Origin of the sequence: Streptomyces sp. NPDC056161, assembly GCF_042268025.1 — a bacterium.
Lineage (GTDB): Bacteria > Actinomycetota > Actinomycetes > Streptomycetales > Streptomycetaceae > Streptomyces.
The window spans coordinates 1-15,294 of record NZ_JBHJUV010000029.1 but is presented as its reverse complement, the minus strand read 5'-3'; the positions used below and the strand labels follow the sequence as shown (position 1 = coordinate 15,294).

The following is a 15,294-nucleotide window of genomic DNA, read 5'->3' as shown; positions in this document are numbered from 1 at the left end:
CGTTTACGTGGATGCATCGTCGGCTGTCGGCTGTCGGCTGTCGGCTGTCGGCCCGGCCCCGGGTCCCGGGGTCTCGTCACCCGGAGTGCGGCCCCGGGGATCTCGCCGGATAGGGTCGGCTCCCGCACCACCCTCTGATCCAGTGGAGATCTCCATGCCCGACCGACCCTCCGCGAGCCGACGTACCGTCCTTCGAGGAGCAGCCGCCCTCCCGGTCGCCGGGTTCGGGCTCGCCGCCTGTTCGGTCTCCGGCACCGGGACGACGGACGCGGCGCCCACCGCGCCGGTCGAGCTCGGTGCCGAAAGCGAGGTCGCCGAGGGCGGTGCTCGGCTGTACCAGGATCACAACGTCGTGGTCAGCAAGGACGCACAGGGGACGTTCAAGGCCCACAGCACGATCTGTACGCATGCGCAGTGCCCCATCAACAAGCTGGAGGGGACGAAGTTGATCTGCCCCTGCCACGGGAGCGAGTTCGACGCCCTGACGGGCAAGGTGCTGCATTCTCCGGCCACCGAGCCGCTTCCTGAACTGCCGGTGAAGGTGTCTGGCGGCAGGCTCATCGCAGGGCCCGGCGCCTGACCGGGCGGCCAGGTCGGGACGGCTGGCTCATTCCCAGTCCCAGCTGATCCCGACGATGCCGGGCCGTGTCCGGGGCTCGACCAGGTGCACTGAGTGGTGCACCCCGCTGAGCGACAAGTCCTGCCGTCCGCTGCGCGGCGCCGCGGCGGAGTGCTGGGTGAAGCGGTGGCACTGGGCCGGGAGCGCGCCCGCGTCGAACCGCACCTGGAGGGCGTACTGGCCGCCGGGAAAGGCGAAATCGCCCGTGTACTCGTGCGAGGTCCCGGCGGTGCCGTCCTCGACGCCGTACCGGAAAAGGAACGTGTCACCGGAACGCAACCGGGTGCCGAAGAGTAGTTCGGCGACCAGGACACCGGTCTCCTGGTCCCAACGGACGCGTCCCGTCCGGCAGTTCTCCAGGGCGTGCACCGTCATCCGGTCAGGTACGCAGCCCGGGTCGCCGTGGTGTACGGCCACGAACCGGTCGACCCCGTCCTTGTGCGCCCGCACGATGTGGTGCGACTCGCGGGCCGCCAGTTCTCGGCGCGCGCCGACCCGGACCCGGTCGTGGTGGCCCAGGGCGTGCAGCCCGCCGTCGAGGGTCCAGCCCAGCTCGCCCCGAAGGCGGTCAAGGACGCCGGATGCCTCGATCTGGGAGCGGTACGAGCGGGCTGAGGGGCGCCCCGTGGCCGAACCGTCGTCGGTATCGGCGAGCAGCCGGATCAAAGACTCCTCCGGCAGTTTGAGTATCTCCTCCAGCGCGCGCACGGCCCGTAGCGACTCCGGGCGCTGGGGGCGTCGGGCGCCCTGTTGCCAGTAACTCAGGCTCGTCACACCGACCTTGACCCCGTGCCGCGACAGGTGGTGCTGGACGCGCTGGAGCGGCAGGCCGCGGGCGGCGATCGCGGCGCGCAGCGCGACATGGAAGGGGCCGCCCCGCAAGGCCGTGTCCAGTTCCTCGCTGGCGAGGTCCGCGTGCTGTGTGCCGTGCAGCATGCACAGGGGCCTTTCTGTGAAGGTTCGCTACGGCTGGTCAGACCGTTCACGTGGGTCTTCAGGGTCTTCGGAGAGTGGTCACCGGGGCGGGCGCCAGGGCGCCCGTGTATCCGTACGCCGATCCGTACGCCGTCGTTCGCGCCCCCGAGTTCCACCGCATTGAAGCGTGTTGACCAATCCCCGACAACCACTTGGCGACACCTCGGCGTCGGCGTGGGGACAATCGCGGCCCTCTGACGGTGGCCCGGGCTGCGGGCACGTCTCGTGTGGACGGCGGCCCTGACGGCGCGTCGTCCCGTTCGATCCGCGGTGCCCGGTCAGGGCTCCGTGGTGGTGGATCGCCGCGATCGACCTCCGTACGTGACTGACGAGTCGCGAGGGCGTTCGCCAGCCTCGGCCCCTCGGCCCCTCGGCCCCTCGGCCCCTCGGCCCCTCGGCCCCTCGGTCGGCGCCGCCGAGTGGGCGGATGGCGGGGCTGCCCGACGCGGAGGGGTGCCCGGAAGGCGTCCGGGCCCCGCGGCAGAGCATGCTCGTCGATCAGAGACGGACCCCGGCAGTGGAACGAGCGCGGGCCCGGACGTCGGGAGGTCCGGCAGCACGGCTTTACGCCGGCGGGCGGGACGCGGCGGTGCGACACGTACCCCCGCCGGGCCACCGTGCCGGGCGCCGGAGTCCTCCGGATCACCCGTGGGCCTGCCGCCAGGTGCCGCAGACGGGTTTCCGGGCGGGCCAGGGGCGGCCCGACCGGGGGCGGAGCGGCGTTGTCCACAGCCTCGCCGGGCTGTCACCGCTCGACAGTAGGGTGTGAGACATGGCCGACCCCTCCAGCTACCGTCCCAAGCCGGGAGAGATTCCGGACTCTCCCGGGGTGTACAGGTTCCGAGACGAGCGCCGCCGGGTGATCTACGTCGGAAAGGCCAAGAGCCTGCGCCAGCGCCTGGCGAACTACTTCCAGGACCTGGCGAACCTCCACCCGCGCACCCGGACGATGGTGACCACAGCCGCCTCCGTGGAGTGGACCGTCGTGTCCACGGAGGTCGAGGCGCTGCAGCTGGAGTACTCCTGGATCAAGGAATACGACCCCCGGTTCAACGTCAAGTACCGCGACGACAAGAGCTACCCCTACCTCGCCGTGACGATGAACGAGGAATTCCCGCGGGTCCAGGTGATGCGCGGTCACAAGAAGAAGGGCGTACGGTACTTCGGGCCGTACGGGCACGCCTGGGCCATCCGTGACACGGTCGACCTGCTGCTGCGGGTCTTCCCGGTGCGTACCTGCTCGGCCGGCGTCTTCAAGAACGCCACCCGCACCGGGCGCCCCTGCCTGCTCGGCTACATCGGCAAGTGCTCCGCCCCCTGCGTCGGCCGGATCGACGCCGAGGACCACCGGGAACTGGCGGAGGAGTTCTGCGACTTCATGGCCGGCCGTACGGGCACGTACCTGCGCCGTCTGGAGAAGCAGATGATGGAGGCGGCCGAGGAGATGGAGTACGAGCGGGCCGCCCGGCTGCGTGACGACATAGAGGCCCTGAAGAAGGCCATGGAGAAGAACGCGGTCGTGCTCGCCGACGCGACCGACGCCGATCTGATCGCCGTCGCCGAGGACGAGTTGGAGGCGGCTCTGCAGATCTTCCACGTCCGTGGCGGACGGGTGCGCGGCCAGCGCGGCTGGGTGACCGACAAGGTCGAGGAGGTCACCACGGCGGCCCTCGTCGAACACGCCCTCCAGCAGCTCTACGGCGAGGAACGGGGGGACGCCGTACCCAAGGAGGTACTGGTCCCGGCGCTGCCGGAGCCGGTCGAACCGGTGCAGCAGTGGCTGGCCGAGCGCCGCGGGTCCAACGTCTCCTTGCGCATCCCGCAGCGCGGCGACAAGAAGGCCCTGATGGAGACGGTGCAGCGCAACGCCCAGCAGGCGCTAGCCCTGCACAAGACCAAGCGCGCCTCCGACCTCACCACGCGCTCGCGCGCTCTGGAGGAGATCGCCGACGCCCTCGACCTGGACAGCGCCCCCCTCAGGATCGAGTGCTACGACATCTCGCACCTCCAGGGTGACGACGTGGTGGCATCCATGGTCGTCTTCGAGGACGGACTCCAGCGCAAGAGCGAGTACCGGCGCTTCCAGATCAAGGGCTTCGAGGGCCAGGACGACGTCCGCTCCATGCACGAGGTGATCACCCGGCGCTTCAGGCGCTACCTCTCCGACAAGGAGAAGACCGGCGAATGGGTGGACGAGGACGGGGAGGGCGGCCTCAAGGACGAGGACGGACGTCCCAGGAAGTTCGCCTATCCGCCGCAGCTCGTCGTCGTCGACGGTGGCCCCCCGCAGGTCGCGGCTGCCAAGCGGGCCCTGGACGAGCTGGGTATCGACGACATTGTCGTCGCCGGCCTCGCCAAACGCCTGGAGGAGGTCTGGCTCCCGGACGACCAGGACCCGGTGGTCCTGCCCCGGACCAGTGAGGGCCTCTATCTGCTCCAGCGTGTCCGTGACGAGGCCCACCGCTTCGCCATCACCTACCAGCGCACCAAGCGCGCCAAGCGGTTCCGCGCGAGCCCCCTGGACGACGTGCCGGGCCTCGGCGAGACCCGCAAACAGGCATTGATCAAGCATTTCGGCTCGGTGAAGAAGCTGCGGTCCGCCACAATCGACCAGATCCAGGAGGTGCCGGGGATCGGCCGGAAGACCGCCGAGACCGTTGCCGCGGCATTCGCCCGAGCGGCCCCGCCCGTACCCGCCGTGAACACGGCGACAGGAGAGATCATTGATGACGAGGAACCCGATGCGACGGGGGGTTCCTCAGGGGAGCCCGTGACCGCGGGCGCCCCGGACGAACGACGGGGGCAGGAGAGATGACCGAGCACGACGCACAGCACACAGGCGAACGAGATCAGACGCACAACCAAGAGGGCGAGCATCAGCCGCGGCACGCGGTCCAGGAAAGCGAAGCTGCAGTGAGTACGGACATCACGTCGGCCGGGGTCCCCGAGTCGGCCATCCCCGAGCTGGTGATCATCTCCGGCATGTCCGGAGCGGGCCGGTCGACGGCCGCGAAATGCCTGGAGGACCTCGGCTGGTTCGTCGTCGACAACCTCCCACCCGCCCTGATCCCCACCATGGTGGAGCTCGGCGCCCGCTCCCAGGGCAACGTGGCCCGGATCGCGGTCGTCGTCGACGTACGCGGCCGTCGCTTCTTCGACAACCTGCGTGAATCCCTCGCCGACCTCGACACCCGGGGCGTCACCCGGCGCATCGTCTTCCTGGAGTCCTCCGACGAGGCCCTGGTGCGCCGCTTCGAGTCGGTGCGCCGCCCGCATCCCCTCCAGGGCGACGGCCGCATCGTCGACGGCATCGCCGCCGAGCGCGAACTGCTGCGCGAGCTGCGCGGCGACGCCGACCTGGTGATCGACACCTCCAGTCTCAACGTGCACGAACTGCGCGCCAAGATGGACGCCCAGTTCGCCGGTGAGGAGGAGCCCGAGCTGCGGGCCACCGTGATGTCCTTCGGGTTCAAGTACGGCCTTCCGGTCGACGCCGACCTGGTCGCGGACATGCGCTTCCTGCCCAACCCGCACTGGGTACCGGAGCTGCGTCCGTACAGCGGGCTCAACGAGGAGGTCGCCGCGTATGTCTTCAACCAGCCCGGCGCCAAGGAGTTCCTCGACCGGTACGCCGAACTGCTCCGCCTCATCGCGGCCGGCTACCGCCGCGAGGGCAAGCGCTACGTGACCATCGCCATCGGCTGCACGGGCGGCAAGCACCGCTCGGTGGCCACGTCGGAGAAGCTCGCCGCACGGCTCGCGGCCGAGGGTGTGGAGACGGTCGTCGTGCACCGGGACATGGGCAGGGAATGACACCACGGACTCCGCGGCTGAGCAGGCTGCGTCTGGCGGTCCCCGAGACACGCGCGGGCCGCCCCGCCGAGGCCCGTGGCGCCCGCCCGCGGCGCCGGGGCGCCCAGCCCAAGGTGGTCGCCCTCGGCGGCGGCATGGGCCTGTCCGCCTCGCTCGCCGCACTGCGCCGGATCACCGGCGACCTCACGGCCGTCGTGACGGTGGCCGACGACGGCGGCTCCAGCGGGCGGCTGCGCGACGAGTTGGGGGTGCTGCCGCCCGGCGACCTGCGCAAGGCGCTGGCCGCGCTGTGCGGGGACGACGACTGGGGCCAGACCTGGGCCCGGGTCATCCAGCACCGCTTCCACTCCCAGGGCGACCTGCACGACCACGCGGTCGGCAACCTGCTGATCGTCGCCCTGTGGGAGCAGCTCGGTGACCATGTCCAGGCGCTGGACCTGGTCGGCAAGCTGCTCGGCGCGCACGGCCGGGTGCTGCCCATGTCCGCGGTGCCGCTGGAACTCCAGGCCCTGGTCAAGGGCCATGACCCGGACCGGCCGGAGGACGTCGACACGGTGCGCGGGCAGGCGACGGTGGCGCTCACCCCCGGTGAGGTGCAGTCGGTGCACGTCGTGCCGAACGACCCGCCCGCCGTGCCCGAGGCCGTCGCGGCGGTCCTGGACGCGGACTGGGTGGTGCTGGGTCCCGGCTCCTGGTTCTCCTCGGTCATCCCGCACCTGCTCGTGCCCGAACTGCTGGACGCCCTGACGAAGACCAAGGCGCGCCGGGTCCTGTCCCTGAACCTCGCCCCGCAGCCGGGAGAAACAGAGGGCTTCTCCCCGCAGCGTCATTTGGAGGTTTTGGGGCGACACGCCCCTAAACTCGCCCTGGACGTGGTGCTGGCCGACGAGGCCGCCGTGCCCGACCGGGACTCGCTCACCGAGGCCGCGAAGCGGCTCGGAGCCGCGGTCGAGCTGGCGCCGGTGGCCCGGACCGACGGCTCTCCCCGGCATGACCCGGAGCTGTTGGCCGCCGCGTACGACCGTATTTTTCGGATGCATGGAAGGATCGGCCCATGGCGATGACGGCAGCGGTGAAGGACGAGATCTCCCGGCTTCCCGTCACCCGGACCTGCTGCAGAAAGGCGGAGGTCTCCGCGATTCTGCGGTTCGCCGGCGGCCTTCACCTGGTGAGCGGGCGCATCGTGATCGAGGCGGAGCTGGACACCGCGATGGCGGCCCGGCGGCTGAAGCGGGACATCCTGGAGATCTTCGGCCACAGCTCCGAGCTGATCGTGATGGCGCCCGGCGGGCTGCGTCGCGGGTCGCGTTACGTCGTACGGGTGGTCGCCGGCGGTGACCAGCTGGCACGGCAGACGGGCCTCGTCGACGGCCGGGGCCGTCCGATCCGGGGCCTGCCCCCGCAGGTGGTCTCGGGGGCCACCTGCGATGCGGAGGCGGCCTGGCGCGGTGCCTTCCTGGCGCACGGCTCGCTGACCGAGCCCGGCCGGTCCTCCTCCCTGGAGGTGACCTGCCCCGGCCCGGAGGCGGCGCTCGCCCTGGTCGGTGCCGCCCGACGGCTCTCGATCGCGGCGAAGGCCCGCGAGGTGCGCGGAGTGGACCGCGTGGTGGTGCGCGACGGCGATGCCATCGGCGCCCTGCTCACCCGCCTCGGCGCCCATGAGTCCGTGCTGGCCTGGGAGGAACGGCGGATGCGCCGCGAGGTCCGTGCCACGGCCAATCGGCTTGCCAACTTCGACGACGCCAATCTGCGGCGTTCGGCGCGGGCTGCCGTCGCCGCGGGTGCCCGGGTCCAACGAGCCCTGGAGATCCTCGGCGACGAGGTTCCGGAGCATCTCGCCGCCGCCGGCCGCCTGCGCATGGAGCACAAGCAGGCGTCACTGGAGGAACTGGGCGCGCTTGCCGACCCGCCGCTGACCAAGGACGCCGTGGCCGGCCGGATCCGCCGCCTGCTCGCCATGGCCGACAAGCGCGCCGCCGACCTGGGCATCCCGGGCACCGAGGCAAATCTGACCGAGGAGATGGCGGACAACCTGGTGGGGTGACCGGTCCGGTTCGGCGCCACCTCCACCGCCACCGCCACCTCCACCGCCATCTCCACCGGCGCCGGCTCCGCCTCTGCTTCCGGCTTCGGCTTCGCGGGTGGCACAGGCACGCGCGCCGATCTCGCCGAGGGGAAGGCGGACAACCCGTGGCGTCGACCGGCCGGCTCTCCCGTAGCCGAAGTCCACGCGAGGCGCGGTCACCGGTCACCGGCGACCGGCGACTTGCGGCCGCTCTGCGTGGGACGCGGACGCAGCGGCCGCCCGTACCGGACTCCGTACCGCGCCCTGTACCGGACTCCGTACCGCGCCCTGTACCGGACGCGGTTACCGCGACCGGTCCGTACCGGACGCCGTACTGACGACGTGTCGGACGCCGTGATCGGCAGCCGACCTGCCCGGGAGTTCGGCAGGCCGATCAGGAGCAGAGACACCGGGCGGTCGACGCGACAGCGGGCACGCCTGCCTGACGGGTGGTCGCGTCGAGGAGCCGTGCGGCGGGCAGGGACAGGCCGGGTGCCGATCCAGGCGCCGAGCCGGGAGAGCGACTGTCAGCACCGGACGCGTCACGGGCCGGTGCAACGCGTGACCTCGCGCCGAACACCACACCGCAGCCGATGACTCACGCCCGGCGCCGAGCGCCGGTCACCCACGTTTCCGGCAGTTGTTTGCTCGTCACCCATGCGCCCGGCATCCGCGCTCCCGGCACCCACGGACCTGTCGCCCATGCGCCCGGCATCCGCCCGTCTGCCGTCCGCCTGCTGGAGACCACGTACCCGCGGCGCTCCCCCGTACCTTGCACGCCCAGCCGTCTGGCGACCCCATGCCCGGGTCGCCCACCCGTCCGGCGACCGCCTGCCCGCGGCGCCCGCCCATCTGGTCACCACGTGCCCGCCGCGTACCCCCGCCACCCGCACCCGCCACCCGCGCCCCTCACCACCACCCGTACTCCCCGCCACCACCCGCCCCCTCACCGCCACCCGCCCCAACTACCGGTCACCGGCCACACTTTCGAACGCCCTGCCCGGCGGCCCGCAACCCGGGCTTGCATAACTCGTATCGGTGAAATCGCTGAAATCGGCGAAAGGGATGAAATCGGTGGCCTGGTGTCCCGTCCCGTCAGTGAGCGCGTCCGGTCGGTCGCGAAATGGGCGAGGCAGGGAGCGGGCGCGGGCGAGGCCGGGGTGGGCGGCGGTGTGGCGCAGGCACGGTGCGGGTGGTCCGTACCTCTACTGGCGGGTACGGACCACCGTGTCGTGTATGGGGCGTCTCGATGCCACGGCTGGGGCCTCGGGGGGGTAGGGTCGGGGGTGGTCGGGGACATCCCATACAGCTCGCCGGCAAACGAAGGCCGGCGTACCAACGAGGAGATCGGTTCGTGACGATCCGCGTAGGCATCAACGGCTTTGGCCGCATCGGTCGTAACTACTTCCGCGCGCTGCTGGAGCAGGGTGCAGACATCGAGATCGTGGCTGTCAACGACCTGGGTGACACCGCGACCACCGCTCACCTGCTGAAGTACGACACCATCCTGGGCCGCCTCAAGCAGGAGGTCACCCACACCGCCGACACGATCACCGTCGACGGTCACACCATCAAGGTGCTTTCCGAGCGCGACCCCGCGAACATCCCGTGGGGCGAGCTGGGCGTCGACGTCGTCATCGAGTCGACCGGCATCTTCACCAAGCGCGAGGACGCGGCCAAGCACCTCGCGGGCGGCGCCAAGAAGGTCATCATCTCGGCCCCGGCCAAGGATGAGGACATCACCATCGTCATGGGCGTCAACCAGGAGAAGTACGACGCCGCCAACCACCACGTCATCTCCAACGCCTCCTGCACCACCAACTGTGTGGCGCCGATGGCGAAGGTCCTGGACGAGAACTTCGGCATCGTCAAGGGCCTGATGACGACGGTGCACGCGTACACGAACGACCAGCGCATCCTGGACTTCCCCCACAAGGACCTGCGCCGCGCCCGTGCCGCCGCGGAGAACATCATCCCGACCACCACCGGTGCCGCCAAGGCCACCGCCCTGGTGCTGCCGCAGCTCAAGGGCAAGCTGGACGGCATCGCGATGCGCGTTCCGGTCCCGACCGGCTCCGTCACCGACCTGGTCGTCGAGCTGGGCCGCGAGGTCACCAAGGAAGAGGTCAACGCCGCCTTCCAGAAGGCCGCCGAGGGCGAGCTGAAGGGTCTCCTCGACTACACCGAGGACCAGATCGTCTCTTCCGACATCGTCAACGCCCCGGCGTCCTGCACCTTCGACTCCTCCCTGACCATGGTCCAGGAGGGCAAGAACGTGAAGATCATCGGCTGGTACGACAACGAGTGGGGCTACTCCAACCGCCTCGTGGACCTGACGGTCTTCGTCGGCGGCCAGCTCTGATCGGCCACCGCAGGCACCTGATGCGATGAAACAGGGCTCGGGCAGCGCGCCGCCGCACTGCCCGAGCCCTGACGCGCGTCCAGGCCGAACCCGGCCGACCTGCGAAGCAACAGCCCTCGTAGGATCAAGAGCCTCCTCAGGAGCCCCACTCATGAAGACCATCGACGAACTTCTCAGCGCGGGCGTGGACGGCAAGCGGGTTTTCGTCCGCGCCGACCTCAACGTCCCGCTCGCGGACGGCGTCATCACCGACGACGGCCGCATCCGTGCCGTCCTGCCCACGATCCAGGCCCTCGCCGAGGCGGGTGCCAAGGTGGTCGTCGCCTCCCACCTGGGCCGTCCCAAGGGCGCCCCGGACCCCGCCTTCTCGCTGCTGCCCGCCGCCGAGCGGCTCGGTGAACTCCTCGGCGCGCCCGTCGCGTTCGCCCAGGACACCACCGGTCCCGCCGCCCACGGCGCCGTCGACGGGTTGCAGCCCGGCCAGGTCGCGGTGATCGAGAACCTGCGTTTCAACCCCGGCGAGACGTCCAAGGACGACACCGAGCGCGGCGAGTTCGCCGACCGGCTGGCCGCCCTCGCGGACGTCTACGTCGGCGACGGCTTCGGCGCCGTGCACCGCAAGCACGCGTCCGTCTTCGATCTGCCCGCCCGGCTGCCGCACTACGCCGGATACCTCATCGCCACCGAGGTCGGCGTCCTGAAGAAGCTCACCGAGGACGTCAAGCGCCCCTACGCCGTCGCGCTGGGCGGCGCCAAGGTCTCCGACAAGCTCGCCGTCATCGACGAACTGCTCGGCAAGGCCGACCGCCTCCTCATCGGCGGCGGCATGGCCTACACCTTCCTCAAGGCGAAGGGCTACGAAATCGGCAGCTCCCTCCTCCAGGAGGACCAGATCCCGGCGGTCACCGAGTACCTGGAGCGCGCCGAGAAGCTGGGCGTCGAGCTGGTGCTCCCGGTCGACGTCGTGGTCGGCCCCGCGTTCCCGGACCTGAAGGCCAAGGCTGCCACCGAGCACTCCGTGGTCGACGCGGACAAGATGCCCGCCGGGCAGATGGGCCTGGACATCGGCCCGCGGTCCGGCGACCTGTACGCCGCGAAGCTCGCCGACGCCGCGACCGTCTTCTGGAACGGTCCCATGGGTGTCTTCGAGCACCCCGACTACGCCGAGGGCACCAGGGCGGTCGCCCAGGCCCTCGTCGACTCGGACGGCTTCACCGTCGTCGGCGGCGGAGACTCCGCCGCAGCCGTGCGTACGCTCGGCTTCGACGAGACCGCATTCGGCCACATCTCGACCGGTGGCGGCGCCTCCCTCGAATACCTTGAGGGCAAGACGCTCCCCGGCCTCGCCGCACTGGAGGACTGACCAAGCATGAGCACGCGCACGCCGCTGATGGCGGGTAACTGGAAGATGAACCTCAACCACCTTGAGGCCATCGCGCACGTCCAGAAACTCGCCTTCGCCCTGGCCGACAAGGACTACGAGGCCGTCGAGGTCGCCGTCCTGCCGCCCTTCACCGACCTGCGCTCCGTGCAGACTCTGGTCGACGGCGACAAGCTCAAGATCAAGTACGGTGCCCAGGACGTCTCGGCGCACGACTCGGGCGCCTACACCGGTGAGATCTCCGGACCGATGCTGGCCAAGCTGAAGTGCACGTATGTGGTCATTGGCCACTCCGAGCGCCGCCAGTACCACCGGGAGACCGACGAGCAGGTCAACGCCAAGGCCAAGGCCGCGTTCAAGCACGGCCTGACCCCGATCCTGTGCGTCGGCGAGGAACTGGACGTCCGCGAGGCGGGCAACCACGTCGCGCACACCCTCACCCAGGTCGAGGGCGGTCTGAAGGACCTCACGGCCGAGCAGGTCGAGACCATCGTGATCGCCTACGAGCCGGTGTGGGCCATCGGCACGGGCAAGGTCTGCGGTGCCGCGGACGCCCAGGAGGTCTGCGCCGCCGTCCGCGCCAAGATCGCCGAGCTGTACTCACAGGACGTGGCCGACAAGGTACGCGTCCAGTACGGCGGCTCCGTGAAGTCGGGCAATGTCGCCGAGATCATGGCGCAGGCCGACATCGACGGTGCCCTGGTGGGCGGCGCTTCGCTGGACGCCGACGAATTCGTCAAGATCATCCGATTCCGCGACCAGTGAGCCACGGGGGCGCCGCGCCGGTGCGGGGCGCCCCCATGGCGACCTGGCAGAACCGTGAGTAGGCGGCAGCCGGGATCCGTCGTACCCTTGCGGGGGCCGGCGGGTGTCTGCCGGCCCCCGTCGTCCATCCGAATCCGAGGAAGTTGGTCCAGCCGTGGTTTTGGGGTTCTCGATCGCCCTGATCGTCTTCAGCCTGCTGCTGATGCTGCTGGTGCTGATGCACAAGGGGAAGGGCGGCGGCCTCTCCGACATGTTCGGTGGCGGCATGCAGTCGTCCGTCGGCGGTTCGTCGGTCGCCGAACGCAACCTTGACCGGATCACCCTGGTGATCGGTCTGCTGTGGTTCGCGTGCATCGTCGTCCTCGGCATCGTCATGAAGACGAGCTGAGTGACCCGATACGTGGCAAACGTGAAGCCCCATGGTCGGTACGCGCCCCGGAGCGCGGCCTATCATGGGGCTTGCGTCTGGTTGAGGGGGACGGTAACTCCAATCACCGGACGCGCGTTGGGCCTTACGTAGACTGTGGCGCTCGCAGCGAAGCGGAACGCCGACTCGCTTCGCGGCACCATCACGCAGGGAGTTACGACCGTGGCAAGTGGCAACGCGATCCGAGGAAGCCGGGTCGGGGCGGGGCCGATGGGCGAGGCCGAGCGGGGCGAATCCGCCCCGCGTCTGCGCATCTCCTTCTGGTGCTCCAACGGGCACGAGACGCAGCCCAGCTTCGCCAGCGACGCGCAGGTACCCGAAACCTGGGACTGCCCGCGTTGCGGATTCCCGGCCGGACAGGACCGGGACAACCCGCCGGACCCGCCGCGCACCGAACCGTACAAGACGCACCTCGCGTACGTGCGGGAGCGGCGCAGCGACGCGGACGGTGAGGCGATCCTCGCCGAGGCGCTCGCCAAACTGCGCGGCGAAATCTAGGAGTTGCGGACCGGCCGGACGCCCTCGGGCGTCCGGCCGGAGTTGTTTCGCACCTCCACCGCCCGGCGACCGCGGGCCGATTGTCAGTGGTGCCCTCTACGGTGTTCTCATCGGCGCATCGTGAGGGGGGAACTGTGGCGACGGTCGAGGCGGCGGGCAGGATCACGCCCGCGTGGCGCGGAGGGTTCGGACGGCTGTGGACGGCCGCGGTGGTCTCCCGGTTCGGGGACGCCCTGCGGACCTCCGCGCTGCCGTTGCTCGCCGTGCGCCTCACCGACGACCCCCTCGTCATCGCCTCCGTGACCGCCTGCGGCTACGTTCCGTGGCTGTTGTTCGGACTGCTCGGCGGCGCCGTGGCGGACCGGGTGGACCAGCGGCGGGCGATGTGGGTCGTGGACACGGTACGGGGTCTGCTCGTCGCGGCCTTCGCGCTCGCCGTGGGGCTCGGCCACGCCTCGATCCCGCTGCTGCTCACGCTCGCCTTCTCGCTCACCGCGCTCCAGACACTGTTCGACAACGCCGCCACGGCCCTGCTGCCGTCCCTGGTGGAGCGCGGGGCGCTGGGCGGTGCCAATGCCCGGCTGATGACCGGACAGCGGGTCGCGGGCGGGCTGCTGGCGGGCCCGTTCGTGCCGCTGCTGCTGGTGGCCGGGGCGTTCGTGCCGTTCACAGCCGACGCGGGCACGTTCCTGGTGGCCGCGGCCCTTGTGGCGTCGCTGCGGATCCGGCCGCTCCGGCGGGAGCCGCGCCCGGCCGGGAGCACGCTGCGCGCGGAGATCGGCGAGGGGCTGCGCGTGCTGTGGCGGGACCCGGCCCTGCGGGCGACCTGTGTGGCCACGCTGCTGTGCAACATCGGCATGGGCGCCCTGATCGGCACTCTGGTGCTGCACGTGACCCGCTGGCTGCACGCGGGCAGCGGGGGATACGCGGCCGCCATGACGGCGTACTCGGTCGGCAGCATCACCGGCGGCTTCCTCACCCAGCGCGTCGCGCGGCGCATCGGACGAGCGGGCGCCCTGCTCGTCGCGGGCGGCATCCAGACGGCGTCCCTCCTGCTCATCGGGTCCGTGCGGCAGCTGACCGCGCTCCTCGTCGGCATGGCTCTGCTCGGCGCCATGACCATGGTGTGGAACGTCAACCAGGTCACGCTGATGCAGCAACGCAGCCCCGAGTCGATGACCGGCCGCATCGCCTCCGCGTTCCGTACCGCCTCGACCTCCGGAGCACCGCTCGGTGCCCTCCTCGGGGGCATCGCGGCCAAGGCGTTCGGCCTCAACGGCCCCGCCCTGTGCGCCGCCCTCCTCTTCGCCTTCGCCGTCATCTCGCTGATACCGGTGCGCACGGCGGACCTGCCCGTTGCCGTACCGGACGACGGCGCCGCGGCAGGTCCTGCCAGGCCCTGATCAATTAGGTTGGGACCGGCAGCGGGGCAAGCCGCAGGCAGCAGGGACAGGCAGGAAAGAAGGCTGAAGTCGGATATGAACGCAGACGGCCGTACCAGGCTCAACCAGACGCCCGAGTGGACCGCCCTGGCCGAGCATCGTGAGCAGCTCGGCGGCACCCACCTGCGGGACCTGTTCGCCGCCGACCCGGGGCGCGGCGCCGGGTACACGCTCCAGGTCGGTGATCTGTACATCGACTATTCGAAGCATCTGGTGACGGATGAGACGCTGGCGTTGCTGCGGGAGCTGGCGGTGGCGACGGATGTGTTCGGGCTGCGGGACGCCATGTTCCGTGGTGAGAAGATCAACGTGACCGAGGACCGGGCCGTGCTGCACACCGCGCTGCGGGCTCCGCGGGACGCGGTGATCGAGGTCGACGGTGAGAACGTGGTGCCGGGTGTGCACGCGGTGCTCGACCGGATGGCCGACTTCGCCGGGCGGGTGCGGTCCGGGGAGTGGACCGGGCACACCGGCAGGCGCATCAGGAACGTGGTCAACATCGGGATCGGCGGCTCCGACCTGGGTCCGGCGATGGCCTACGAGGTCCTGCGCAGCTTCACCGACCGTGATCTCACCGTCCGGTTCGTGTCGAACGTGGACGGTGCGGACCTGCACGAGGCCGTCCGTGACCTGGACCCGGCGCAGACCCTGTTCATCGTCGCGTCGAAGACGTTCACCACGATCGAGACGATCACCAACGCGACCTCGGCCCGCAACTGGCTGCTGGCGGGCCTCGGGGGCGACGGGAAAGCGGTCGCGCGGCATTTCGTGGCGCTCTCCACGAACACGCGGAAGGTCGCGGAGTTCGGTATCGACCCGGAGAACATGTTCGAGTTCTGGGACTGGGTGGGTGGCCGGTACTCCTTCGACTCGGCGATCGGCCTGTCCCTGATGATCGCCGTCGGCCCGGACCGGTTCCGGGAGATGCTGGCGGGTTTCCGGCTGGT

General features: G+C 70.5%; 12 protein-coding genes and 1 pseudogene. 12 read left to right on the top strand and 1 reads right to left on the bottom strand.

Features of this window, described 5'->3' with window-relative positions:
* Positions 1 to 154 precede the first annotated feature (154 nt).
* On the top strand, positions 155 to 580 hold the full coding sequence (locus tag ACFC09_RS25605; RefSeq protein WP_376532381.1) for a Rieske (2Fe-2S) protein: 426 nt from the start codon (positions 155 to 157) through the stop codon (positions 578 to 580).
* 27 nt (positions 581 to 607) lie between these two features.
* Here the strand turns inward: ACFC09_RS25605 and ACFC09_RS25600 are convergent, their stop codons facing one another.
* A complete protein-coding gene (locus tag ACFC09_RS25600) occupies positions 608 to 1,555 on the bottom strand; it encodes a hypothetical protein (RefSeq protein ID WP_376532379.1) in 948 nt (315 codons plus the stop codon).
* Positions 1,556 to 2,366: 811 nt separating this feature from the next.
* Between ACFC09_RS25600 and uvrC the strand changes: the two genes are divergently transcribed.
* The 11 genes and pseudogenes from uvrC to ACFC09_RS25545 all read left to right on the top strand — a co-directional run.
* A complete protein-coding gene (gene uvrC / locus ACFC09_RS25595; protein WP_376532377.1) occupies positions 2,367 to 4,409 on the top strand; it encodes an excinuclease ABC subunit UvrC in 2,043 nt (680 codons plus the stop codon).
* Positions 4,406 to 5,407: an RNase adapter RapZ gene (rapZ, locus tag ACFC09_RS25590; protein ID WP_376532374.1), complete on the top strand. Its 1,002-nt coding sequence runs from the start codon at positions 4,406 to 4,408 to the stop codon at positions 5,405 to 5,407. Before uvrC ends, rapZ begins: the two co-directional genes overlap by 4 nt.
* The gene (gene yvcK, locus ACFC09_RS25585; RefSeq protein WP_376532372.1) at positions 5,404 to 6,471 is read left to right on the top strand and encodes a uridine diphosphate-N-acetylglucosamine-binding protein YvcK; all 1,068 of its coding nucleotides are present in this window, start codon (positions 5,404 to 5,406) and stop codon (positions 6,469 to 6,471) included. The genes rapZ and yvcK overlap by 4 nt, the downstream gene beginning before the upstream one ends.
* Positions 6,462 to 7,451 carry a DNA-binding protein WhiA gene (gene whiA, locus ACFC09_RS25580; RefSeq protein WP_376532369.1) on the top strand — a complete coding sequence of 330 codons (990 nt, stop codon included), beginning with the start codon at positions 6,462 to 6,464 and terminating at the stop codon, positions 7,449 to 7,451. Before yvcK ends, whiA begins: the two co-directional genes overlap by 10 nt.
* A gap of 1,375 nt (positions 7,452 to 8,826) precedes the next feature.
* Positions 8,827 to 9,834: a type I glyceraldehyde-3-phosphate dehydrogenase gene (gap, locus tag ACFC09_RS25575; RefSeq protein ID WP_376532367.1), complete on the top strand. Its 1,008-nt coding sequence runs from the start codon at positions 8,827 to 8,829 to the stop codon at positions 9,832 to 9,834.
* A gap of 151 nt (positions 9,835 to 9,985) precedes the next feature.
* Complete coding sequence (locus ACFC09_RS25570; protein WP_376532365.1) at positions 9,986 to 11,197, top strand: phosphoglycerate kinase; 1,212 nt, start codon at positions 9,986 to 9,988, stop codon at positions 11,195 to 11,197.
* Positions 11,198 to 11,203: 6 nt separating this feature from the next.
* On the top strand, positions 11,204 to 11,980 hold the full coding sequence (gene tpiA / locus ACFC09_RS25565; protein WP_376532363.1) for a triose-phosphate isomerase: 777 nt from the start codon (positions 11,204 to 11,206) through the stop codon (positions 11,978 to 11,980).
* 154 nt (positions 11,981 to 12,134) lie between these two features.
* On the top strand, positions 12,135 to 12,368 hold the full coding sequence (gene secG, locus ACFC09_RS25560; protein WP_376532361.1) for a preprotein translocase subunit SecG: 234 nt from the start codon (positions 12,135 to 12,137) through the stop codon (positions 12,366 to 12,368).
* Between the two features lie 201 nt (positions 12,369 to 12,569).
* Positions 12,570 to 12,905, top strand: a complete 336-nt coding sequence (locus tag ACFC09_RS25555; RefSeq protein WP_003976875.1) for an RNA polymerase-binding protein RbpA — start codon at positions 12,570 to 12,572, stop codon at positions 12,903 to 12,905.
* Between the two features lie 134 nt (positions 12,906 to 13,039).
* Positions 13,040 to 14,308 (top strand): MFS transporter, encoded by a 1,269-nt coding sequence (locus tag ACFC09_RS25550; RefSeq protein WP_376532359.1) that lies wholly within the window; start codon positions 13,040 to 13,042, stop codon positions 14,306 to 14,308.
* Positions 14,309 to 14,383: 75 nt separating this feature from the next.
* Positions 14,384 to 15,294: pseudogene (locus tag ACFC09_RS25545) on the top strand (glucose-6-phosphate isomerase); the annotation flags it as partial.